The following is a 20,477-nucleotide window of genomic DNA, read 5'->3' on the forward strand; positions in this document are numbered from 1 at the left end:
CTCCAAGACGTGCAAGACACGCCCGTCGCGCGAAGTCGCCGTCGCCGAGCTGCAGCGCTTCATGGACCGTATCGAGGCCCATTACGGCAAGCGTCCGATCATCTATACTTCGGTCGACTTTCATCGTGATGTTTTGATCGGCGAGTTCAAGAACTATCACTTCTGGCTGCGCTCGGTCGCCGACCATCCGTCCAATGTCTATGCCGGACGGCGCTGGGCCTTCTGGCAATATACCTCCACCGGCGTCGTGCCGGGCGTGCCCGGCGAATGCGACATCAATGTCTTCGCCGGCTCACAGAAGAACTGGCACAACTGGGTGGCGTCGGTCTCCGGATGATTTTCGAGAGGCCGGACCGCTGTTCGGCCGGTCTATCCGCAGTATTTCCGGGACGGATGCACGCAAAGACTTGCATCCGCCTTAATCTTCTGGAAAAGCTTTCCGCGCCGTCAAACCCGCTATCGGAAGGTGTTCCATGCTGCTTAAGCGCACTGCGCCCGTCGCTCTCGCTCTCCTCATGTCTTCCATCCTTTCCGGCGCGGCCTTCGCGCAGAGTACCGCCCCTTGCGGCGGCGACCTCGGAGCCTTCCTTGACGGTGTGAAGAAAGAGGCGATTGCTGCAGGCGTCCAGCCGCAGGCGGTGGATGATGCGCTCGCCGGCGCCCAGATCGACAACAAGGTGCTGAGCCGTGACCGCGGCCAGAGCGTCTTCCGCCAGACCTTCCTCGAATTCTCCAAGCGCGTCGTCAGCCAGGCCCGCCTCGACATCGGCCGCAAGAAGATCAAGGACCATGCCGACACCTTCGCCAAGGCCGAACAGGACTACGGCGTGCCTGCCCCTGTCATCACCGCCTTCTGGGGTCTGGAAACCGATTTCGGCGCCGTGCAGGGTGACTTCAACACCCGCAACGCCCTGGTGTCGCTGGCGCATGACTGCCGCCGCCCCGACCTCTTCCGGCCGCAGCTGATCGCCTTCATCAAGATGGTCGCCGACGGCGATGCCGATCCGAACACCACGACCGGCGCCTGGGCCGGTGAAATCGGCATGGTGCAGATGCAGCCACGCGACATCATCACCTTCGGCACCGACGGTGACGGCGACGGCCATGTCGAACTCAAGAAGAGCGAAGACGACGTCATCCTGACGGCCGGAAAGTTCATCCAGCATCTCGGCTTCACCCGCGGCCAGCCCTGGCTGCAGGAAGTCACCATCCCGCAGAACCTGCCCTTCGAGAAGAGCGGCATCGGCGGGCCGCTGACGGCCGCGGAGTGGTTCGCGCTCGGCGTCAAGCCGCGCGACGGCAACACCTCCAGCGGCGCCCTGAAGGCGGCGCTCATCCTGCCGCAGGGCCGTCTCGGGCCGGCCTTCCTCGCCTATCCGAATTTCGGCATCTATCTCGAATGGAACAAGTCGTTCGTCTATACGACCTCGGCTGCCTATTTCGCCACCCGCCTTGCAGGTGCGCAGCCCTATCTCAAGGGCAATCCGGCAACCGGCCTGTCGGGCGACCAGATGAAGGCGCTGCAGACGAAGCTCAAGGCGCTCGGCCACGATGTCGGCGACATCGATGGCATTCTCGGTGGCGGCACTCGCATCGCCATCCAGCAAGAGCAGCAGAAGCTGGGCCTGCCGGCCGACGGCTGGGCGACGCCGGAACTGCTTTCGAAGCTCTGAACAAATACCTCTTACCTGCGATCAAGGCCTGGCCACTTGCCGGGCCTTTTTCATTTCATCGTCGGTTCAACAGGTTTCGGGTGGCGTGATCACCTGCTTGTGGCATAGTGCCGGCGCTGCCCGACCCGGCAGTTCAATCCATCCCGGCAGGCCCATGAACAGTCCCAGATCGCAATCCATTTCGCTCAATGCCTGGCTGATGCTGCTTCTGCTCGGCCTGCTCTGGGGCGGCTCGTTCTTCTTCGCCCGCGTCGCAGTGCATTACATCCCGCCGGTGACGCTGGCCTTGCTGCGTTTCCTGATCGCAGCGCTGACGCTGCACCTGTTCATTGCCGGCCGATTCGGCATCTATCGCGAGCTCCGTGCCCGCTGGCCGGCCTTCCTGCTGCTCGGGCTGATCAACAATGTCATCCCACAGACGCTGATCTTCCTCGGCCAGACCCAGATCGGCGCCGGGCTCGCCTCGATCCTCAACGCCACAACCCCGATCTGGACGGTGATGATCGCCCATTTCGCCACGGCCGACGAGAAGCTGACCGGTGTCAAGATCGCCGGCACGATGACAGGCCTGGTCGGCACGATCCTGCTGTTCAGCCCGCATCTCGGCGCCGGCGCCGGCGCGCCGCTCTGGGCGCTCGCCATGCCGGTCATCGCCGCCGTCTCCTATGGATTTGCGGCGATCTTTGCCCGCCGTTTCCGCGGCATCGCAGCACCCGTGACCGCGGCTGGACAATTGACGGCTTCGACCATCATCGCCCTGCCCCTGTCGCTGCTGGTTGACCATCCCTGGACGCTGTCGCTGCCGCCCTTCGACGCCATCGCCGCCGTGATTGCGCTCGCGGTCATCTCGACGGCCTTCGCCTATATCCTGTTCTTCCGCCTTATCGCTGCGGCCGGCGCCACCAATGCCTCGCTGGTCACCCTGCTCGTGCCGCCGAGCGCGATCCTGCTCGGCATTCTCTTCCTCGGCGAACATCTGGGACCGGCGGAATGGGCCGGCATGCTGGTGATCGGACTCGGATTGGTAATCCTCGATGGTCGGTTGGTGGCCAGACTGCGGAGCCGGGCATAGCCACAAATCGCTCTGTTTCGTGACCTTCCGTTACGGAAGTGTCACCAAGTGTTAACTTTCGTGAGCCGATTGTGAAAAAATTGTGAATCGGGAAAACAAAAGATATTTCATTCCATTAACCCTGTGAATAAGCCCGTGGCCCGGGATTTCTACCGCAGTGCGGCACAAGATTCGCTTTCCAAGGCTGGAAATGCCGATATCATGATCGGGTCAACAGCAGCAGGAGGTCGGACATGGGACTGACTCAATCACTGAACGCGATGTTGGTTGGTGCGGCATTTCTCTTTGTAGGCGTGATGTTGTTTATCTGATACGCCGTGCCGGGATCGGGCTGAGGCCCGCAAGAAAATTCAAGGAAAGAGCGCTGATACTGCTTCAGCGCTCTTTTCATTTAATGGACCAATTTGTTGAGGGTAATGGACCAATTTGTTGAGGGCCAAGCCTCACGCTGCCGCAGACGACAGGTTTCTCGGCTGTGACATCACGAAACCCGATTGTTCGAGCACGCTCGAAACCAGTTGCGGCCGGTTCATCGTATAGAAATGGAATTCCTCGATGCCGCGATCGATCAGCTCGCGAACCTGGCGGCTTGCGAGTTCGGCAGCGCGCTTCGCCCGCTCCTCAGGCTGATCGTCGACCGGAGCAAGGGCCTTATCGACGAAGGCCGGTACGGTGGCGCCGCACAGCGAGGCAAATTTCTTCACCTGGGCAAGATTGTGGATCGGCAGGATACCGGGCACGACTGGAATATCGATGCCCGCCGCACGGACGCGGTCGAGATAGCGGAAGAATACATCGTTGTCGAAGAAGAACTGGGTCAGCGCCCGCACCGCGCCGCCTTCGACCTTGCGCTTGAGCATGTCGATATCGGCGGCCGTATCGGCGCTTTCCGGATGCTTCTCCGGATAGGAGGATACCGAAATCTCGAAATCGCCAAGCGCCGACAGGCCGGCGGCCAGCTCCGCCGCATTGGCATAACCGCCCGGATAGGGCTGGTAGCGCGTGCCGATCCCACCCTGCGGGTCGCCGCGCAATGCCACGAAATGGCCGACGCCGGCGGCGCGGAATTCTTCGACGACGCGGTGTACGTCCTCCCGGGTCGAGCCGACGCAAGTCAGGTGCGAGGCCGTGGCGAGGCCGGCCTGGCGGATCATCCGGCGGACGGTCGACAGCGTCGTATCACGCGTCGTGCCGCCGGCGCCATAGGTGACCGAGACGAATTCCGGCTGCCAGCGCTTGAGCGCCGCCACGGTCTCCCAGAGCTGCGTGTCCATCTCCTCGCTCTTCGGCGGGAAGAATTCGAACGAGATCTTGATCTTGCCGTTTCGGGTGTCAGCCTGCATCTCAGACCCTCCGGATTGCCGCCTGGGCGGGAACATCGTCAGCAATTTCCAGCCGGCGATCGCGCGCCAGCCAGATTGTCACAGTCAGTGCCTCGCGATCGCTCTCGGGCTTCAGATCCTTGACCTCGACGATTTCGAGTCCAGCCTTGTTCAGCCAATCCGCGATCTGCTGGTGCGAGAAGCCGAGGCGTGCATGGTGATGTTCGCTGCGCAGGTTATCGAGCCCATGCGGGGCGAAATCGACGATCAGCAACCGGCCGCCGGGGCGCAGCATGCGCACCGCCTCGACGATGGCGATTTCCGGGTTTTCGAGGTAGTGCAGCACCTGATGGATGCTGACGAGATCATAGCGGCCGCCTTCGAGCGGCAGGTTGAAAATGTCGCCGAGCCGCACCGAAGCTTTGGAAATGCCCGACTTTTCCAGATTGGCGCGCGCCACCGACAGCATTTCGCGGCTGGCATCGACACCGGTTCCGTGGCGATAGAGGCCTTCGAACAGTTGCAGCAGGCGGCCGGTGCCGGTGCCGAGATCGAGGAAATCATTGACCGGCCGATCGCCGACCATGCCGCGCAACGCAGCCTCGACCTTCGCCTCGCTGATATGYAGCCGACGCAATTCGTCCCACCCGCCGGCATTCTCGCTGAAATAGGCCTGCGCTTTTTCGGCCCGCGCCAGTCTGACCTGGACGAGCCGAGCGTGGTCACGCGCGATCACCGTATCGGCCGCTGACGCGCCCTCGATGATCCTGCGGACGAGGCTCGACTGGTCGCCATCACGCCGCAGCCTGAACCAGGCCCAGGCGCCTTCCTGATAGCGTTCGATCAGCCGCGCCTCCGACAGGAGTTTCAGATGCCGCGAGATGCGCGGCTGCGACTGGCCGAGGATTTCAGTGAGATCGGTTACGGTAAGGTCGCCAGAGGACAGCAGGAGCAGGATGCGCAGGCGCGTCGGCTCAGCCGAAGCCTTGAGGATATCCACCAATGCATTGAGCGAAAAGCCTTGTACCGACACCATATGCCACCCAATCAAGATATAAAGATATCTTTATATGATTAAGGTGTATGGCGCAAGCAGAAAATCCGATGCCGTTTCGAAAACATCAGACGACGAGGGCCGGCATCTGCATGCCGGCCCTCAAAATATTGAATTTTCGATCTTTCGGAGCATTCTATCCGCGGCCGAGCGACGGCGGCGAGAAAGCCGCCACACACTGAGGTCAGCCTTCCAGCGACAGGCTGATTAGACGCGACCTAGCGGGTCAGCCGTTTATAGGTCACGCGCTTCGGATTGACGGAATCGGGGCCGAGGCGGCGGATCTTGTCCTTCTCGTAATCCTCGAAATTGCCCTCGAACCATTCGACATGGCTGTCGCCCTCGAAGGCGAGGATATGCGTGGCCAGCCGGTCGAGGAACATGCGATCGTGGCTGATGATGACCGCGCAGCCGGCGAAATTTTCCAGCGCGTCTTCCAGTGCCGCCAGCGTCTCGGTGTCGAGGTCGTTGGTCGGTTCGTCGAGCAGCACGACATTGCCGCCGGATTTCAGCATCTTGGCGAGGTGGACGCGGTTGCGTTGGCCGCCCGAGAGCGTGCCGACCTTCTGCTGCTGATCGCCGCCCTTGAAATTGAACGCGCCGCAATAGGCGCGCGAATTCATCTCATACTTGCCCAGCTTGATGATGTCGTTGCCGCCGGAAATCTCTTCCCATACCGTCTTGTTGCCGTTGAGCGCGTCACGGCTCTGGTCGACATAGGCGAGGTCGACGGAATCGCCGATGCGGATTTCGCCATTGTCGGGCGCCTCCTGGCCGGTGATCATACGGAAGAGCGTCGTCTTGCCGGCGCCATTCGGGCCGATGACGCCGACAATGCCGCCCGGCGGCAGGTTGAACGACAGGTTGTCGATCAGAACCTGGTCGCCATAAGCCTTGGACAGGTTTTCGAACTCGATCACCACATTGCCCAACCGCTCGCCGACCGGAATGATGATCTGCGCGTCGCCGGGCCGGCGATCGGCGGCTGCCTGGACCAGTTCGTCATAGGCGCGGATACGCGCCTTGGACTTGGCTTGCCGGGCTTTGGGGCTAGCCGAGATCCATTCCTGTTCACGCGACAGCGCCTTCTGGCGGGTCGCCTCCTCGCGGCCTTCCTGCTCCATGCGCTTGGACTTGGCGCCGAGATAGGCCGAATAATTGCCTTCGTAGGGAATGCCACGGCCGCGGTCGAGCTCGAGAATCCAGCCGGTGACATTGTCGAGGAAGTAGCGGTCGTGGGTGACCATCAGCACGGCGCCCGGATATTCGCGCAGATGCTTTTCCAGCCAGGCGATGGTTTCAGCGTCGAGATGGTTGGTCGGTTCGTCAAGCAACAGCAGACTGGGCTGGCGCAGCAGCAATTGGCAGAGCGCCACGCGGCGCTTCTCACCGCCGGAGAGATTGTCGATCGTGGCGTCGCCCGGCGGGCAACGCAGCGCTTCCATCGCCATCTCGACCTGCGAATCCAGGTCCCAGAGGTTCTGGCTGTCGATGATGTCCTGGAGTTTTGCCCCCTCGTCCGCCGTCTCGTCGGAATAGTTCATCATCAATTCGTTGTAGCGGTCGAGGATCGCCTTCTTCGAGGCGACCCCCTCCATGACATTGCCGAGCACGCTGAGCGACTCGTCGAGTTGCGGCTCCTGCGCCAGATAGCCGACCGTGGCGCCCTCGGCGACCCAGGCCTCGCCCGTCCATTCCTTGTCCATGCCGGCCATGATCCGCAGCACGGTCGACTTACCGGCGCCGTTGGGGCCGAGAATGCCGATCTTGGCATCGGGATAGAAAGAAAGGTGGATATTCTCCAGCACTTTCTTGGTGCCGTAGGCCTTGGTGAGCCCGGACATATGGTAGATGAATTGGCGCGCCATGCCGAAACCTCGATGAACGATCCTTGGAAGTTGTCGGCTATGTAGGGCAATTCGGATTGACGGGCAATGTTCAATCGGCCGAATCCAACAGGCGCGTTCATTGCTGCCCGACAGAGTCGACAATCCCCTCCACGCAGCCGAACTTGGTTGTCCCCGCCGTGGCGATCAGCGCTTTGAGATCATCGCCCTCGGTGCTTCCGAGCCCGATGGTGATGCCGGTAATGATCTCGCGGTCGCCGTCCTTGCGGCAGCGCATCTTGATCTTGTCGCCGGCGCCCGCCCCGAAGGCGGTCTCGAAAGCAGCCTTGATCTCGGCCTGCCTGAGTGTCTTGCCGATATTGTCGCCGAACAGTTGGCCGACAGCGGACTGGTTGACGGCCGCCAGCATTTTCAGCGAGCGCTCGTAATAGCGCGCCGCGACATCGCCGGAACACGTCCCGTGCTTGACCCATTCATGGCGCTCGAGCCCCGACACCATGCCCGGCATGGCCTTGGTGAGCTCCACCTTGAGACCCTCATCGAGCGCCAAGGCCGGCATGGCGAGCCACTTGTGCTGCTTGTCCTGATCCTTGAGGGCATCCGGCACGCCGCAATATGTCTGCCGCATGCGCCAAAGACCGTTCAGCGAGAATTGGCGCGCCGCAAGATCGCTGGCCGACTGGTCACGGCATTCGGCCATGTTGGATTTCCCCTCACAGAAAGCCGGCTGCCAGCCCAACCCAAGTATCATGACGGTCTTTCCCGTCGCCGCGGTGGCGGGCGAATTGTCGTCATCGGCCGGACTGTCGGGCATCTCCGCCGCAGAGAGCAGTGCCGGGAAGGCCAGGAAAACGGCACAGCAAAGCAATGGGAGCAGCCGAAGCGCTCCATTTATCATCCGTTGCATGGATAACTCCTCATAAAGAACAAAACATGAATATAAGAAGCACAATTCAGGAAAATTGCAACCCTGAATCTTATTGCGTTTAAAGATTCATCAAGCAATTTGCCACTTTATGTTCCGTCTTTTCTCGTTCATCACTAATCGCCATCGGGGCGCAATATCGGGACAGCCATGACCTACGAGACGCCGATTGAATTCGCGAGCCCGAGCGGGGCAAAACTATGCCTCCGGCACCAGGAGGCAGAGACAAACGGCAAGGCGACCGTGCTGATTTCGCATGGCCTTGTGGAACATTCCGGACGCTACCGCGCATTTGCCGGATTTCTTGCAGGGCGCGGCTATCACGTCTATGCCCACGACCATCGCGGCCATGGCAAGAGCACGGCTCTTGACGCCGAGCCTGGACGCTTCGCGCGAAAAGATGGCGCAAGGCGCGTCGTCGAGGACCTGCTCGCCGTCCGCGACTTTGCCGCCAGCCGGCATCCAGGCTTGCCGATCATCCTGTTCGGCCACTCCTTTGGCGGCAATGTCGCGCTGGCTGCGGCTGAAGCGCAACCCGCCAGCTTTCAGGGGCTTGCCGTCTGGAACACGAATGCCAATCCGGGCATGGCCGGAAAGGCCCTGGTGCTGCTGCTCAAGACCGAACGCTTCCTCAAGGGCTCGGATGTCCCCAGTTTCTACGGTATGCGCTTGACCTTCGATACCTGGGCGAAATCGCTTCCCGAGGCGCGCTCGGATTTCGACTGGCTGTCGCGTGACGCTCGCCAAGTGAAGGCCTATGTCGAGGATCCGCTCTGCGGCAGCCGGCCGTCGGTCTCCATGTGGCTCGACGTCTTGCAACTGGCGGGAGAAGCCGGTCATGTGGCCGCGCTGCGCCGATTGCCGAAGACCTTGCCAGTACATCTCGTCGGCGGCGGCAAGGATCCGGTGACAAAGGGTGGCGAGACGATGCGAAAACTCGCGAGGCAGTTGACGTCGCTTGGCATGAATGCGACGAACCTGACGATTTACGAAGACATGCGTCATGAAACGCTCAACGAGATCGGCCGCGAAGAGGCGATGAAAGCCTTCGCAGCCTGGGCCGACGGCGTTGTCATGAAAGTTTCACAGAATGAGGCAAATGGCTGACTCGACTCTCATTTCCCGTCCTCGCCTGCTGCCAAGCACCGGCGTCACGCTGATGTGCGCCTCGGTGCTGACGGCGCCATTGATCGATGTCTTCTCCAAGCTCGCCGTTGGCAGCGTGCCGGCCGGCGAGGTCTGTTTCGCACGCTTCCTCTTTCAGGCCCTTTTCATGCTGCCTTTCGCGCTGATGCGCGGCCGGCTGTTCAGCCGCTCGCTTTTCCAGGGCAGCCTGCATTTCCTGCGCGGCTTCCTCATCCTCGCCGGCATGACCGCCTATACCTATGCGCTGAGGACCATGCCGGTCGCCGATGCCATCGCCATCTTCTTCGTCGAACCTGCAATCCTGACGCTGATGAGCGGCATCCTCCTCAAGGAGCATATCAGCCGCAACAAGATCATCGCCTGCGCCACCGGCTTCGGTGGATCGCTGATGGTGATCCAGCCCTCATTCAGCCAGTTCGGCTGGGTGTCGCTGCTGCCGATGGCGACGGCCTTCACCGTCGCCTCCTTCCTGTTGCTGACGCGGATTTCGGCGCGCACGGAGGAGCCGTCGTCGATGCAGTTCCAGTCGAGCGTCTGGGGTCTGCTCGCCGCGAGCCTGCTGCTGGCGATCGGGCATCATGCCGAAATTCCCGTCTACGATCCGGTCTTGCCGGACCTGTCGACCGTGCTTTTCCTTGCCGGCGTCGGCCTTGCGGCGACGATATCCGGCATCCTATCGGTCTATGCCTACCGCGCCATGGCCGCCTCCGTGCTGGCGCCGCTGCAATATCTGGAAATCGTCACCGCCTGCATCGTCGCCTATTTCGTCTTCGGCGACTTCCCAGATGCGCTGAAATGGGCGGGCATCGTCATCATCATCGGCTCCGGCCTGTTCATCATCTGGCGCGAAGACAGGCCGGAAGCGGAGAACAGCGCGGCATAATCCGGATTTTGCCGGCTGGCCGCTTGCCAGCTGCGACATTCTGACGCTATCTGCAGCTATCTCCATCAGCGACAGGTCTGACCATGCTTTCCGGCATCTTCACCCTAGACAACCTTTTCACCATCGACAGCCTCATCACCTTCCTCATCCTGACAGCGCTGGAAACCGTGCTTGGTTTCGACAACCTGCTCTACATTTCGCTGGAATCGAAAAAGGTCGATCCGGCAAAGGAATCCTCGGTGCGGCGCACCGGCATCCTGCTCGCCATCGGCCTGCGCATCCTGCTGCTCTTCGTCGTGTTGCAGCTGATCGCCGCCTTCCAGACGCCAATCTGGCAGGTGCATTCGGTGATCTTCGGCGCCTCGATCACCGGCCATTCGCTGATCGTGCTGTTCGGCGGCATCTTCCTGATCTACACCGCGATCAAGGAAATCTGGCACATGATCGGCAGGCACGACCTCGAACATGGAATCGATACGGCACCGCGCCGCACGGTGGCCGCCGCGCTCATCTGGATTCTCATCATGAACGTGGTTTTCTCTTTCGATACAGTGCTTTCCGCGGTGGCATTGACGAAGAATTTCATCGTCATGAGTGCGGCGATCATCGTATCCGGTGCGCTGATGGTCATCCTCGCCGACCATGTGGCCAATTTCCTCAAGCGGAACCGCATGTACGAAGTGCTCGGCCTCTTCGTGCTGCTGCTGGTCGGCTATATGCTGCTGTCGGAAGGCGGCCATCTTGCCGAACTCTCCTTCTTCGGCTTCCCGGTCGAGCCGATGGCGAAATCGACCTTCTATTTCGTGCTGGCCACCTTGCTGATTGTCGAAATCATCCAGAGCCGCTATCAAAAACGGATTCTGGAGGAGCAGTCGCGGGACGAGCACTGAGCCGTTCCGCCAAGGAGAGAGTGAGCCGAATGTCGAAAAGAACCGGCGGGCAGCTGATCGTCGATGCCCTCGTCGCCAATGGCGTCAACCGCGTCTCCTGCGTGCCCGGCGAGAGCTTTCTCGCCGTGCTCGATGCGTTTTATGACACGGACATCGAGGTCATGGTCTGCCGGCAGGAAGGCGGCGCGGCGATGATGGCCGATTGCTGGGGCCGGCTATCCGGCCAGCCCGGCGTCTGCTTCGTCACGCGCGGCCCCGGCGCCACCAATGCCTCGGCCGGACTGCATATCGCCAGGCAGGATTCGGTGCCGATGATCCTGTTCATCGGCCAGGTGCAACGCGATGCGCGCGAGCGCGAAGCCTTCCAGGAGGTCGAGTTCCGCCGCGCCTTCACCGAATTCGCCAAATGGGTGGCCGATATCGACGATGCCGCCCGGATTCCGGAATTCGTCACCCGCGCCTTCGCTGTCGCCACATCCGGCCGTCCCGGCCCGGTCGTGCTGGCGCTGCCCGAAGACATGCTCCGGGACCTGGTCGACGCGCCCGAACCAATGCCCTATATGCCGGTTGACACCCATCCGGGGCCAAAGCAGATTGCCGGGCTCGGTCGCCTGCTCGCCCAGGCGGAACGGCCGTTGGTCATCCTCGGCGGCACCCGCTGGACGGAGACCGCGGTGCGCGACTTCACTGCCTTCGCCGAGCGCTGGTCATTGCCGGTCACAGTCTCCTTCCGCCGGCAGATGCTGTTCGACCACCTGCATCCGAACTATGCCGGCGATGTCGGCATCGGCATCAATCCGGCGCTGGCCGAGGAAGTCAAAAATGCCGATCTCCTGGTCCTGCTCGGCGGCCGGCTGTCGGAAATGCCCTCCTCCGGCTACACGCTGATCGACGTGCCCTATCCCAGACAGGCGCTGGTGCATATCCATCCCGATAGTTCCGAGCTCGGCCGCGTCTATCGCCCGGATCTGGCGATCAATGCCGATCCCACAAGTTTTGTCGCCGCCCTCGCCAACCTTTCGCCTGCGAGCGAACCCGATTGGAAGGAACGCACCGAGGCCCTCCACGAAGCCTATCTCAAATGGTCGACGCCGCCGGCGACCGGTCCGGGCGATGTCGCCATGGGGCCGATCATGGCCTGGCTCGAGGAAAACCTGCCGACCGACGCGATCATGACCAACGGCGCCGGCAATTACGCCACCTGGTTGCACCGCTTCCACCGCTTCCGCACCTTCGCCACCCAGGCCGCACCCGCTTCGGGCTCGATGGGCTACGGCCTACCCGCGGCCGTGGCGGCCAAGGCGATGTTTCCGGAGCGCGAAGTGGTCTGCTTTGCTGGCGATGGCTGCTTCCTGATGCACGGCCAGGAATTCGCCACCGCGGTCCGTTATAACCTGCCGATCATCGTCCTCGTCATCAACAACGGCATTTACGGCACGATCCGCATGCACCAGGAACGTGACTATCCGGACCGTATCAGCGGCACTGGCCTCACAAATCCGGATTTCGCCGCTTACGCCCAGGCGTTCGGCGGTCATGGCGAAACGGTGGAGAACACCGCAGCTTTCGCCGACGCGTTTTTGCGCGCCCGGGGAAGCGGCAGGCCCGCGATCATCGAGATCAAACTCGATGCTGAGGCGATCACGCCGAGCCGCACGCTGAGCCAGATCAAGGGCACCGGCAAGCGATAGGCGGCAGGCACCTGCCGGATGGCAATTCGGCATCTACGATGTCGATCGTGCGGTTGCGTTGGCGACAGCGCTTCATAAATAATACCGGTCACGCTCGTTTCGTTGGAGATTACCGCATGCAGGCGACATCCGAGACCAAGTTTGAATATTCCGCCAACAATCAGCTTTACCGCGGTCTGCTGATCAAGCCCGTCGATGGACAGACAAAGGCAGGCGTGGTGCTGCTGCCGGATTGGCGCGGCCAAAGCCCGCTCGCCCGCGACCATGCGGACCATCTTATCGCACTGGGCTGCCATGTCGTCATTGCCGATCTCTATGGCGATGGTTTCAGCCCGGACAATCCCGATCAGGTCGGGCCGATGGTGAAGCGGTTGATCGACCATCGCGACCAGGGCGTCGCCGCTTTGGGGGCATGCGTCGAGAATCTGAGGCAGGCGCTTCCCCAGGGCATGCCGATCGTCTGCCTCGGCTATAGCGCCGGCGGCATGGTTGCCCTGGACTATGGTCGTAGCGGCGCCGATATTGCCGGGATCATTGTCTGCTCCGCCTTGTTGAAGACGGCAGCGGCCGGCATGGGAACAAAGATCGCCGCACCGGTGCTGATTCTGCTGGGCACACAGGACCAGGTCTCGCCGATGGAGGTGATCGATGCGGTCATCGCGGAAATGGATCAGGCCGGCAACGATGTCCGCTTGGAACTCTACAGCCAGACGCATCACGCCTTCGACAATCCGGATGTCGGCACCGATCCGAACGCCCGCCTGGTCTATTCGCCGCTTTCGGCGCGTCGTGCCAGAACCTCGATCGCTGCCTTCATGACCGAAGTTACCGAACGGCCCTGACCGCCGACCCGGAACCCGGCTCCAGAAGGGCGCCTCAGTGGATTACGAATCCTCTTCCTCGAGGACGCCGCCTGGATCCGGTATCTTGCCAGCGGCGAGCCATTTGACCGCCTGGTCCCTCGCCTTCAGATAGGCGGGCGCAAGCGACATTGACACCGTTTTCTTGTTGAGGTCGTAGATCGCCTGCCGTTCGATATCGCTCAAATGCTTGTTGTTGGAGGTCGGGTTGAAGGCCGGCCCGTGATATCCTTCCATCCATTCCTTATAGCGCTGCATCTGCATCTGGCGGCCGACGAAGCGGAGCGGCGAGAGCAGCGAATCAGCCGTGCCGGTGATGCCGGCCTCGACAAAATCGACGTGGACGTGATCGTCATGAAGATCCCGCACCCCGGCGGCGCTCGTGGTTTTTTCAATCCCGCCGCCATCGGCGCTCCAGATCGTCCCGTCATAAATGACATGACCCGTGCTGGGCGACTGGCCCGGGTCCTTGAACATAGCGTAAAGAAACTTGCCAAGCGTCTTTTCCGGCGGGTTTCTGACGTCGAGATAGATGTCGATGGCGCGGCCGCTGGCATGCATCGACTTCACCCCCGGCTTGCCGCGGATATCGCGGTCGACAAATCCGCCCATCTTGAAAATGATGTAGGGAAATTCGTCTGCCAGAGTTTTCATCAGAGAAACCACGAAAGGCTTGCTGCCATCGCTTTGTATCAGCATTCCGCTCCAGTGTTTCATCGCTGCCTCCGTTCCTGAACCGGTATCCGCGGCGGCTGGCCGCATCTCTGGTCCCCAAGTTAACAATGCACATTCGGTGGATGGAATATGTTCTCTACGGAACAGCCCTGCTTCGTATTCGCCGATAATTTGATAATATTAGCAAAGCGCTAGACAAGCCCTGTTAGCGGACGCGGAGGACAGGCCCATGAAGATGCTGATATTGCGTGGAAAAGCCGGAGATTACCCGACGCCCGACGGAAAGCCCAAATATTGGCAGAAGGGCGCATTGGACGAACCCCCGGCGCTGGAATTCGCGCGACTGAGGGGATATGACGCAAAAGTGATCGATGTAAAAGGCTATTCAGCTGTCAACAGTGAGCAGATGGTCGCGACACTCAAGGAAATCCGGGCGGATGATGATGTCTTCGCACTCTATGGATTTTCCGCCGGCGGCTACACGATTGCCAATATCCTGTCCGTGCTGACGAAAAAGGAAAAGGAGCGCCTGGCTCTGGTCGTCGTCCTCGGAGCTCCGCCGCACTCGGCTATCTACGACGGACCGTGGGAGCTGATTTACAGGGAGGACCCGGAGGGTAAGAACGGCCATATGCGAGGCCCGAGGGTGCTCCTGACCAACCCCTACGGCCCGACCCGCCGTTCTCCCGCCACCAAGCACCCGTGAGGCCATCCGATGAAGATGTTCATATTGCGCGGCAAGGCAGGCGACTATGCTCTGCCCGGCGGCAGGTCGAAATATTGGGCCAACGGCGCACTCGACGACACCGCCGCCATGGATTTCGCCCGCCTGCGCGGCTACGAGCCGAAGATGATCCCCGTCGCGGGAAATTCCGGCTACAACAGCGCCCAGATGCGTGAAGCGTTGAAGCAGATCCGCGCCGACGACGACGTTTTCGCACTCTACGGATTTTCCGCCGGCGGCTACACGGTATGGAACATCATCAACAAAGCGCTGACGACGAAGGAGAAGGAACGCCTGGCTCTCGTCGCCGTCCTCGGCTCTCCCGGACCTCCTGCCATGGACACCTATCGTGGCGATTGGGAGCTTATTTTCCGCGAGAACCCGCCCGAAGGCCACATGGCCGGCCCACAGGCGCTGCTCAAGCGCCCCTATGGCCCGGACTGATCATCTAAGCTTTGCGCTTCCCTGAGCCGGCCAGTGCAGCGGCTCGGGGCATAGAGCCGACGCCCCCACATAGGAAAAAGCCCGCGCTTTCGGCGCGGGCCAGTCTCGGTAGGCGTCCTCGTTCTTATGGTAACGGGTTATGCCGCGCGGCGGCGCAGCTTGGCGGCTGCCTCGTCCAGCTGGAAGCGAGCGATGAGCTGCACCAGGCGGTCCGCCTCGCCGGCGAGCTTCATAGTGGCGGCCGACGTCTCTTCCACCATCGCCGCGTTCTGCTGCGTGACGTTGTCGATCTGGTTGATCGCCTGGCTGATTTCGTTGATGCCGACGGCCTGTTCCTTGGCCGAGTCCGCAATTGCCTGGATGTAGTCGTTGATCGAGGCGACGCGGCCAGCAATTTCCGACAGCGCGCTTCCTGTTTCCTGCACGAGCCGGACGCCTGTCTGCACTTCATCGCTCGAACGGGTGATCAGCGTCTTGATGTCCTTGGCCGCATTGGCGGCGCGCTGAGCGAGCTCCCGCACCTCCTGCGCCACCACGGCAAAGCCTTTGCCTGCCTCGCCCGCACGCGCCGCCTCGACGCCGGCATTGAGCGCCAGCAGGTTGGTCTGGAAGGCGATCTCGTCGATCACGTTGATGATCTTGCTGATCTCGTTCGAGGCATTTTCGATGCGGCCCATCGCGTCGATCGCATTGCCAACCACCTGGCCGGCCTGACCCGCATCGGTCGTGGCCTTCCGGACCATGGTGGCGGCCTCTTCGGCTTTGCCGGTCGCGGTGCGCACGACGGTGGTGATTTCCTGAAGTGCCGCCGAGGTTTCCTCAAGCGCCGCAGCCTGCTGTTCGGTGCGCTTCGACAGGTCGTTGGTCGACGAGCCGAGCTCGTTGATGTTGCCGTTGATCGAATCCGACGTGTTGAGCACTTCGCGGATCGTCTGCTTCAGGCTGGTCATGGTGCCGTTGACATTGCCCTGCAGCTCGGCGAAGGCGCCCTGATAGCTACCGTTCATGTTGCGGGTCAGCACGCCCTCAGCGAGGTTGGCCATGACAGCCCGCATCTCGCTGATGCCCGCGTCGACAGTGCTCAGCAGCTGGTCGACATTGGTGGCGACGACATTGAGGTTGTGGTCGCCAAAATCCTTGTCGATGCGGCGGCTGAAATCACCCGAAGCAGCAGCGGCGACGACCGAAGACATCATTGCCTGCAGTTCATCGTTCTTGGCACGCTGGATCGCCTCCCTCTGGTGGAGCTCGCGAACGGCAAGGCCGTTCTCCTTGAACACGCCCACGGCACGAGCCATGTCGCCGATCTCATCCTTGCGGTCGGCAAAAGGAACGACGATGTCGAAATTCCCATCGGCCACCGCCCGGATCGTGTCGGTAATGCCATGGATCGGCCGCGACAGGTGGAACCTGGCAATGGCGAAGCCCAGGCCCGCGCCCGCCGCGATGCCGACGACGGCTGTCGCGCTGACCAGGATGAAGATCCATTGCTCGAATTCCTGCAGCGAGTTCTCGACGGTCTCGAGCCGCTTCTTGTCGACATTGACGACAGCGTCGATTTCCTTCTGGAAGGCCTTGCGGTTGGCGCGGTTGGCCTCGTTGTTGCCCTGTTCGTTGGCGGCAGCAATGCTGACCGTCGTGCCGAGACGCGCAGTCTCGCTACGGAAGGCCTTGAACTCCTGCGAGCGCGAGACGACCTTGTCGAAAGCGTCTTTCTGGTCGGCCGGCACCAGCGGCTCCYAGGCCTTCAGCACCGTATCCATCTCGGCGAGATCTTCGGTGAGACCATCGGCGAATTTCTTGGCGTCCTTCAGCGACGGCGCCCCGTAAATGCCGCGCGCTTCCATCACCACAGCCGTGACATAGCGGTTGAGCCGTTCACCATTATAGGCGCGTTGCGATGCGAGCTTGTATTCTTCGAGCTTGTTACCATAGCCCTCCATGGCAAATATCGCCATTGCCGCGATCAGCACGGAGGAAAAACACATGACTGCAACAAGACTGTAGATTTTACCGCTGATTTTCACCGACTTGCCCCTCTCGGCACGAACGCCACCCCTTGACAGCCCTTAGCTGGATTGAATTAAATTTAGAAACTTGCCATTAACAGACACTTAAGTTGCGCTCCCCAAAGCCACTGGTTTTGCAATATATAGGCAAATAGCTGTATTTTTTCCGGTTTCCATGCGAAAACAACAATCAGGAGGCGATCAACGCGCCAATCGCCTGTGCTGGCGGTTACTAAAAATTGAAAATAGCCCAAAATAAAGGGAAGCTTCGGTCGTTCGAAGCTTCCCCGGCGATGGATGGAATTCGTCGTTTGAAAGAAACCGATTGTTAACGCAGGTGCGACGTCATCTGGTAGATGATCGTCGAGCGGTTGCCCGAGCGGCAATAGCTCAGCATCGGTTTCGGCAATTCGTCCAGCGCGTCAACCATATCCTTGACGGCATCACCTGAGGGCTGGCCGACGACGGGAATATGGGCGGTTTCGATGCCCAGTTCCTTGGCGCGCGCCGCGATCGCCGCAAAATCAGGCTGGCCGGGATCCTCGTCATCAGGCCGATTGCAGACGATGGACTTGAACCCCATGGCCTTGATCTGGTCGAGGTCTTCGACGGCGATCTGTGGGGAGACGGAATATTCGTCATTGATCTGGCGGATGTTCATCGCACACTCTCTATAGATAAAGCGTCGAATAGGTAGCCAGCCCCGCCGCCGCCGTCAATCACCGAAAGGCGAAACTCAGCCGGTAGGTGCGAATTGCACCGGGCGTCAGCGGCGTCATCAGGCCCATGGCATCGAGTTCGTCCCGCTTCTTCCAGGGATGACTTGCCGGTTCGATGCCCAGAACATCGCAATGGCCCGCTTGATTGCGCCACATCTGCAGGCATGGCAGCGTGTCTGCCGAAAATCCCACCCTTAACGATCGGCCGCCGATCGACTCGATAGGGCCAAGCCGGACTCCCGCCCTGCCTTCCTCCTCGGCGGCCGGCACACAGAAGACCGCGCTGTCGCCGTCGCCGAATCGCCAGCCGATTTTCCCGCCCTCGAACGAAGCGCCCACCAGCTTGGTGCGCCGGTCGAAGAGATGCGCGCCGATATTCATGTGATACATCAGCATCGGCGGGAAGGGCACGCGGCCGATATTGACGAGCCGGTCTTCGAGACCGATCTTGTTGGTCACGTTGTCGAACCGCCATCTGCGCATGAGATCGGCCTCGCCGCCCTGGGCCAGCGCGACGCGGATGCGGGCCGTCACCTCGCTGCCGTTTGAAAGCTCCCTCACCCTGACGTCGTCAGGCAGGTGACCGGAAAGCGAACCATGCAGCGGATAGCGCCCATCGATGCCGTCGCCGAGCGGTTCGGGATGGCGGATATGGTCGGGACCGCAGGTGAACAGGAAACCCGCCACCGCATGCCGGATTCTCGGATCGCCATCATCAGGGACCGCATCGCCCGGCGCGATCTCGACGCCGTCGACCCTGAGCGAGCCGACATCGAGCGCCGAGCTCTCGTCCAGCTCAATTTCCAGTCGTTCATCGCCGAACCGCATCGCGCCTCCCCTTGCCCCTCGATCGGCTTTGTGGCTTTCAAGCCACGGAACCGAAGGGATTTTCATCCTTTATTCACCGAGACGCTCGAAATTCCACACTAGAGTCAAATTTCAAGTGCTTCGCTTGTATCCATCCACCGAATTCGACATTCGCAACAGAGCAGGAAATGAAAAACACAATTGGCGCCCTCTCCTTGATCGCGGTTCTCTTCGCGAGCCCGGTCTTTGCACAGGACTTGCCCACTGACGAGCGCGGCATGGTGCTGGTCACCCCCGACGGCGACCTGCTCGACTATATCCCGGATGCCAACGACGTGATCGTCAAGCGCAACAAGCGCGGCGAACGCGTGCTGATCGACCATTATGGCAACATCGTCGCGACCGAGATGCGGGCGATGAACTATCTCAATCGGCGCAAGGCCGGCCAACTGCCGTCCTCGGCCGTGCAGGATGATTATGCCGGCCAGCAAGCCTATTCGGACAGCGCCGGCCAGGACGATCCCAATTACTTTCCGGAACGGCCGCTACGCAATCGCAGGGACAATAGTGACACCGCCGGCATGGCGACGGGTTCCGTGCCTGATGCAACCGATGGCGACCAGCAGGGCGGCTCCATCGAGCAGCCGCTGCCGGGCGACGGCGTCAAGAGCGACAATATGGGCGACGACCAGTCCGTCGACCAGAATCAGAATGACGACAATACCGACATGGCGGCGCTCGAGCCGGCCAAGCCGGCGATCGACGACAAACCGGCCGATCCTGTGATCACGCTCAAGGGCAAGCATTCCAAGTTCGAGATCACCGCCTTAGAAGTCTTCCTCGACCGCGAAGGCGCCTCCCCCGGCGCGATCGATGGAAAACTGGGCTCCAACGTCACCAAGGCGATCCTCGCCTATGAGAAGATTTCCGGCGAAAAGCTCGATCCGAACAATTCCGAAGACATTATGAGCCGGCTCGGCCTTGATGGCGGCTTGCCGATCACCGACTATACGATCACCTCCGCCGACGCAGCCGGTCCCTATCTCGCCGCTATACCGGAAGACTACTCCAAGAAGGCCACGCTGCCGGCCATGTCCTATACTTCGGTAACCGAAGCGCTCGGCGAGCGCTTCCACATGGACGAGAACTATCTCAAGGAGCTCAATCCGGGCAAGGACTTCACCATTCCCGGCACCGTCGTGAAGGTAATCAATCCGGGCGCCAACCGCACCGGCATGGTCTCCAAGATCATCGCCGACAAGAGCCGCAAGCAGGTGTTCGCCTATGGTCCGATGGGCGAATTGGTCGCTGCCTATCCAGCCTCGATCGGCTCCGCCGATACGCCCTCCCCATCCGGCATCCACCTCGTGGCCCGCGTCGCATTGAACCCGGACTACACTTATAATCCGAAGATCAATTTCAAGCAGGGTTCGAACAACAAGGTGCTGACTGTCCCGCCGGGGCCGAATGGCCCGGTTGGCACCGTGTGGATCGCACTCGACAAGCCGACCTACGGCATCCATGGCACGCCGGATCCTTCGCGCATCGGCAAAACCCAGAGCCATGGCTGCATTCGACTCACCAACTGGGATGCTCAGGAACTCGCCAAAATGGTAAAGCCTGGCGTGACCGTCGAGTTCGTCGATTAAGAGCACTCTTTCAGCCCTTTCTAAAAACCCCTAAAAATACATAGGAAAAAGCCCCGAAACCTCGGTTGCGGGGCTTTTTTATTAACC

At 61.0% G+C, this 20,477-nt stretch carries 19 protein-coding genes; 11 read left to right on the forward strand and 8 right to left on the reverse strand.

The window, feature by feature from the left end; all coding sequences use genetic code 11:
- The 3 genes from AC1D06_RS36040 to AC1D06_RS36050 form a co-directional block, all read left to right on the forward strand.
- A partial coding sequence (locus AC1D06_RS36040; protein ID WP_477990503.1) for a GH25 family lysozyme occupies positions 1 to 337 on the forward strand: 337 nt, incomplete at its 5' end.
- A 136-nt stretch (positions 338 to 473) separates the two neighbouring features.
- Positions 474 to 1,673, forward strand: a complete 1,200-nt coding sequence (locus tag AC1D06_RS36045; RefSeq protein WP_477990504.1) for a lytic murein transglycosylase — start codon at positions 474 to 476, stop codon at positions 1,671 to 1,673.
- A gap of 154 nt (positions 1,674 to 1,827) precedes the next feature.
- The gene (locus tag AC1D06_RS36050) at positions 1,828 to 2,745 is read left to right on the forward strand and encodes a DMT family transporter (protein ID WP_477990505.1); all 918 of its coding nucleotides are present in this window, start codon (positions 1,828 to 1,830) and stop codon (positions 2,743 to 2,745) included.
- 443 nt (positions 2,746 to 3,188) lie between these two features.
- Here AC1D06_RS36050 and metF read toward each other — a convergent pair whose 3' ends face one another.
- The 4 genes from metF to AC1D06_RS36070 all read right to left on the reverse strand — a co-directional run bounded on the left by metF (position 3,189) and on the right by AC1D06_RS36070 (position 7,875).
- Complete coding sequence (gene metF / locus AC1D06_RS36055; RefSeq protein ID WP_477877893.1) at positions 3,189 to 4,088, reverse strand: methylenetetrahydrofolate reductase [NAD(P)H]; 900 nt, start codon at positions 4,086 to 4,088, stop codon at positions 3,189 to 3,191.
- 1 nt (position 4,089) lies between these two features.
- On the reverse strand, positions 4,090 to 5,103 hold the full coding sequence (locus AC1D06_RS36060; RefSeq protein WP_477990506.1) for an ArsR/SmtB family transcription factor: 1,014 nt from the start codon (positions 5,101 to 5,103) through the stop codon (positions 4,090 to 4,092).
- 236 nt (positions 5,104 to 5,339) lie between these two features.
- Positions 5,340 to 6,989 (reverse strand): energy-dependent translational throttle protein EttA, encoded by a 1,650-nt coding sequence (gene ettA / locus AC1D06_RS36065; RefSeq protein WP_477877895.1) that lies wholly within the window; start codon positions 6,987 to 6,989, stop codon positions 5,340 to 5,342.
- 97 nt (positions 6,990 to 7,086) lie between these two features.
- Positions 7,087 to 7,875, reverse strand: a complete 789-nt coding sequence (locus tag AC1D06_RS36070) for a ribonuclease T2 family protein (protein ID WP_477877896.1) — start codon at positions 7,873 to 7,875, stop codon at positions 7,087 to 7,089.
- 168 nt (positions 7,876 to 8,043) lie between these two features.
- Between AC1D06_RS36070 and AC1D06_RS36075 the strand changes: the two genes are divergently transcribed.
- From AC1D06_RS36075 to AC1D06_RS36095, 5 genes are all read left to right on the forward strand, one after another.
- On the forward strand, positions 8,044 to 9,000 hold the full coding sequence (locus AC1D06_RS36075; protein WP_477877897.1) for an alpha/beta fold hydrolase: 957 nt from the start codon (positions 8,044 to 8,046) through the stop codon (positions 8,998 to 9,000).
- On the forward strand, positions 8,993 to 9,922 hold the full coding sequence (locus AC1D06_RS36080; RefSeq protein ID WP_477877898.1) for a DMT family transporter: 930 nt from the start codon (positions 8,993 to 8,995) through the stop codon (positions 9,920 to 9,922). Before AC1D06_RS36075 ends, AC1D06_RS36080 begins: the two co-directional genes overlap by 8 nt.
- 83 nt (positions 9,923 to 10,005) lie before the next feature.
- Positions 10,006 to 10,812 (forward strand): TerC family protein, encoded by an 807-nt coding sequence (locus AC1D06_RS36085; protein ID WP_477877899.1) that lies wholly within the window; start codon positions 10,006 to 10,008, stop codon positions 10,810 to 10,812.
- A 29-nt stretch (positions 10,813 to 10,841) separates the two neighbouring features.
- Entirely contained in the window at positions 10,842 to 12,503 is a 1,662-nt protein-coding gene (locus AC1D06_RS36090) for a thiamine pyrophosphate-binding protein (protein WP_477877900.1), read from the forward strand.
- Positions 12,504 to 12,619: 116 nt separating this feature from the next.
- A complete protein-coding gene (locus AC1D06_RS36095; RefSeq protein ID WP_477877901.1) occupies positions 12,620 to 13,345 on the forward strand; it encodes a dienelactone hydrolase family protein in 726 nt (241 codons plus the stop codon).
- Positions 13,346 to 13,387: 42 nt separating this feature from the next.
- Here AC1D06_RS36095 and AC1D06_RS36100 read toward each other — a convergent pair whose 3' ends face one another.
- A complete protein-coding gene (locus tag AC1D06_RS36100; RefSeq protein ID WP_477990507.1) occupies positions 13,388 to 14,125 on the reverse strand; it encodes a VldE C-terminal domain-containing protein in 738 nt (245 codons plus the stop codon).
- Positions 14,126 to 14,267: 142 nt separating this feature from the next.
- Here AC1D06_RS36100 and AC1D06_RS36105 point away from each other — a divergent pair, with 142 nt between their 5' ends.
- Positions 14,268 to 14,744: a hypothetical protein gene (locus tag AC1D06_RS36105; protein WP_477877903.1), complete on the forward strand. Its 477-nt coding sequence runs from the start codon at positions 14,268 to 14,270 to the stop codon at positions 14,742 to 14,744.
- Positions 14,745 to 14,753: 9 nt separating this feature from the next.
- Positions 14,754 to 15,206 carry a hypothetical protein gene (locus AC1D06_RS36110; protein ID WP_477990508.1) on the forward strand — a complete coding sequence of 151 codons (453 nt, stop codon included), beginning with the start codon at positions 14,754 to 14,756 and terminating at the stop codon, positions 15,204 to 15,206.
- Positions 15,207 to 15,343: 137 nt separating this feature from the next.
- Here AC1D06_RS36110 and AC1D06_RS36115 read toward each other — a convergent pair whose 3' ends face one another.
- The 3 genes from AC1D06_RS36115 to AC1D06_RS36125 form a co-directional block, all read right to left on the reverse strand.
- Positions 15,344 to 17,233, reverse strand: a complete 1,890-nt coding sequence (locus AC1D06_RS36115) for a methyl-accepting chemotaxis protein (RefSeq protein ID WP_477990509.1) — start codon at positions 17,231 to 17,233, stop codon at positions 15,344 to 15,346.
- Positions 17,234 to 17,543: 310 nt separating this feature from the next.
- Complete coding sequence (locus AC1D06_RS36120; RefSeq protein ID WP_477877906.1) at positions 17,544 to 17,876, reverse strand: protein tyrosine phosphatase family protein; 333 nt, start codon at positions 17,874 to 17,876, stop codon at positions 17,544 to 17,546.
- A gap of 58 nt (positions 17,877 to 17,934) precedes the next feature.
- The gene (locus AC1D06_RS36125; protein ID WP_477990510.1) at positions 17,935 to 18,762 is read right to left on the reverse strand and encodes a DUF4432 family protein; all 828 of its coding nucleotides are present in this window, start codon (positions 18,760 to 18,762) and stop codon (positions 17,935 to 17,937) included.
- A 167-nt stretch (positions 18,763 to 18,929) separates the two neighbouring features.
- On the opposite strand from AC1D06_RS36125, the gene AC1D06_RS36130 reads away from it, so the two are divergent.
- Positions 18,930 to 20,390 (forward strand): L,D-transpeptidase, encoded by a 1,461-nt coding sequence (locus tag AC1D06_RS36130; protein WP_477877908.1) that lies wholly within the window; start codon positions 18,930 to 18,932, stop codon positions 20,388 to 20,390.
- The last annotated feature ends 87 nt before the right edge of the window (positions 20,391 to 20,477 follow it).

The sequence above is a fragment of the Rhizobium sp. P2_G2 genome, from assembly GCF_056403555.1.

What these genes read in the sequence shown, in the direction of transcription:
- AC1D06_RS36045 (WP_477990504.1), top strand. Translation starts at nt 474, where the DNA reads ATGCTGCTTAAGCGCACTGCGCCCGTCGCTCTCGCTCTCCTCATGTCT.
- AC1D06_RS36080 (WP_477877898.1), top strand. Translation starts at nt 8,993, where the DNA reads ATGGCTGACTCGACTCTCATTTCCCGTCCTCGCCTGCTGCCAAGCACC.
- AC1D06_RS36095 (WP_477877901.1), top strand. Translation starts at nt 12,620, where the DNA reads ATGCAGGCGACATCCGAGACCAAGTTTGAATATTCCGCCAACAATCAG.
- AC1D06_RS36110 (WP_477990508.1), top strand. Translation starts at nt 14,754, where the DNA reads ATGAAGATGTTCATATTGCGCGGCAAGGCAGGCGACTATGCTCTGCCC.
- AC1D06_RS36085 (WP_477877899.1), top strand. Translation starts at nt 10,006, where the DNA reads ATGCTTTCCGGCATCTTCACCCTAGACAACCTTTTCACCATCGACAGC.
- AC1D06_RS36125 (WP_477990510.1), bottom strand. Translation starts at nt 18,762, where the DNA reads ATGCGGTTCGGCGATGAACGACTGGAAATTGAGCTGGACGAGAGCTCG.
- AC1D06_RS36075 (WP_477877897.1), top strand. Translation starts at nt 8,044, where the DNA reads ATGACCTACGAGACGCCGATTGAATTCGCGAGCCCGAGCGGGGCAAAA.
- AC1D06_RS36090 (WP_477877900.1), top strand. Translation starts at nt 10,842, where the DNA reads ATGTCGAAAAGAACCGGCGGGCAGCTGATCGTCGATGCCCTCGTCGCC.
- ettA (WP_477877895.1), bottom strand. Translation starts at nt 6,989, where the DNA reads ATGGCGCGCCAATTCATCTACCATATGTCCGGGCTCACCAAGGCCTAC.
- AC1D06_RS36100 (WP_477990507.1), bottom strand. Translation starts at nt 14,125, where the DNA reads ATGCGGCCAGCCGCCGCGGATACCGGTTCAGGAACGGAGGCAGCGATG.
- AC1D06_RS36130 (WP_477877908.1), top strand. Translation starts at nt 18,930, where the DNA reads ATGAAAAACACAATTGGCGCCCTCTCCTTGATCGCGGTTCTCTTCGCG.
- AC1D06_RS36105 (WP_477877903.1), top strand. Translation starts at nt 14,268, where the DNA reads ATGAAGATGCTGATATTGCGTGGAAAAGCCGGAGATTACCCGACGCCC.
- metF (WP_477877893.1), bottom strand. Translation starts at nt 4,088, where the DNA reads ATGCAGGCTGACACCCGAAACGGCAAGATCAAGATCTCGTTCGAATTC.
- AC1D06_RS36050 (WP_477990505.1), top strand. Translation starts at nt 1,828, where the DNA reads ATGAACAGTCCCAGATCGCAATCCATTTCGCTCAATGCCTGGCTGATG.
- AC1D06_RS36070 (WP_477877896.1), bottom strand. Translation starts at nt 7,875, where the DNA reads ATGCAACGGATGATAAATGGAGCGCTTCGGCTGCTCCCATTGCTTTGC.
- AC1D06_RS36120 (WP_477877906.1), bottom strand. Translation starts at nt 17,876, where the DNA reads ATGAACATCCGCCAGATCAATGACGAATATTCCGTCTCCCCACAGATC.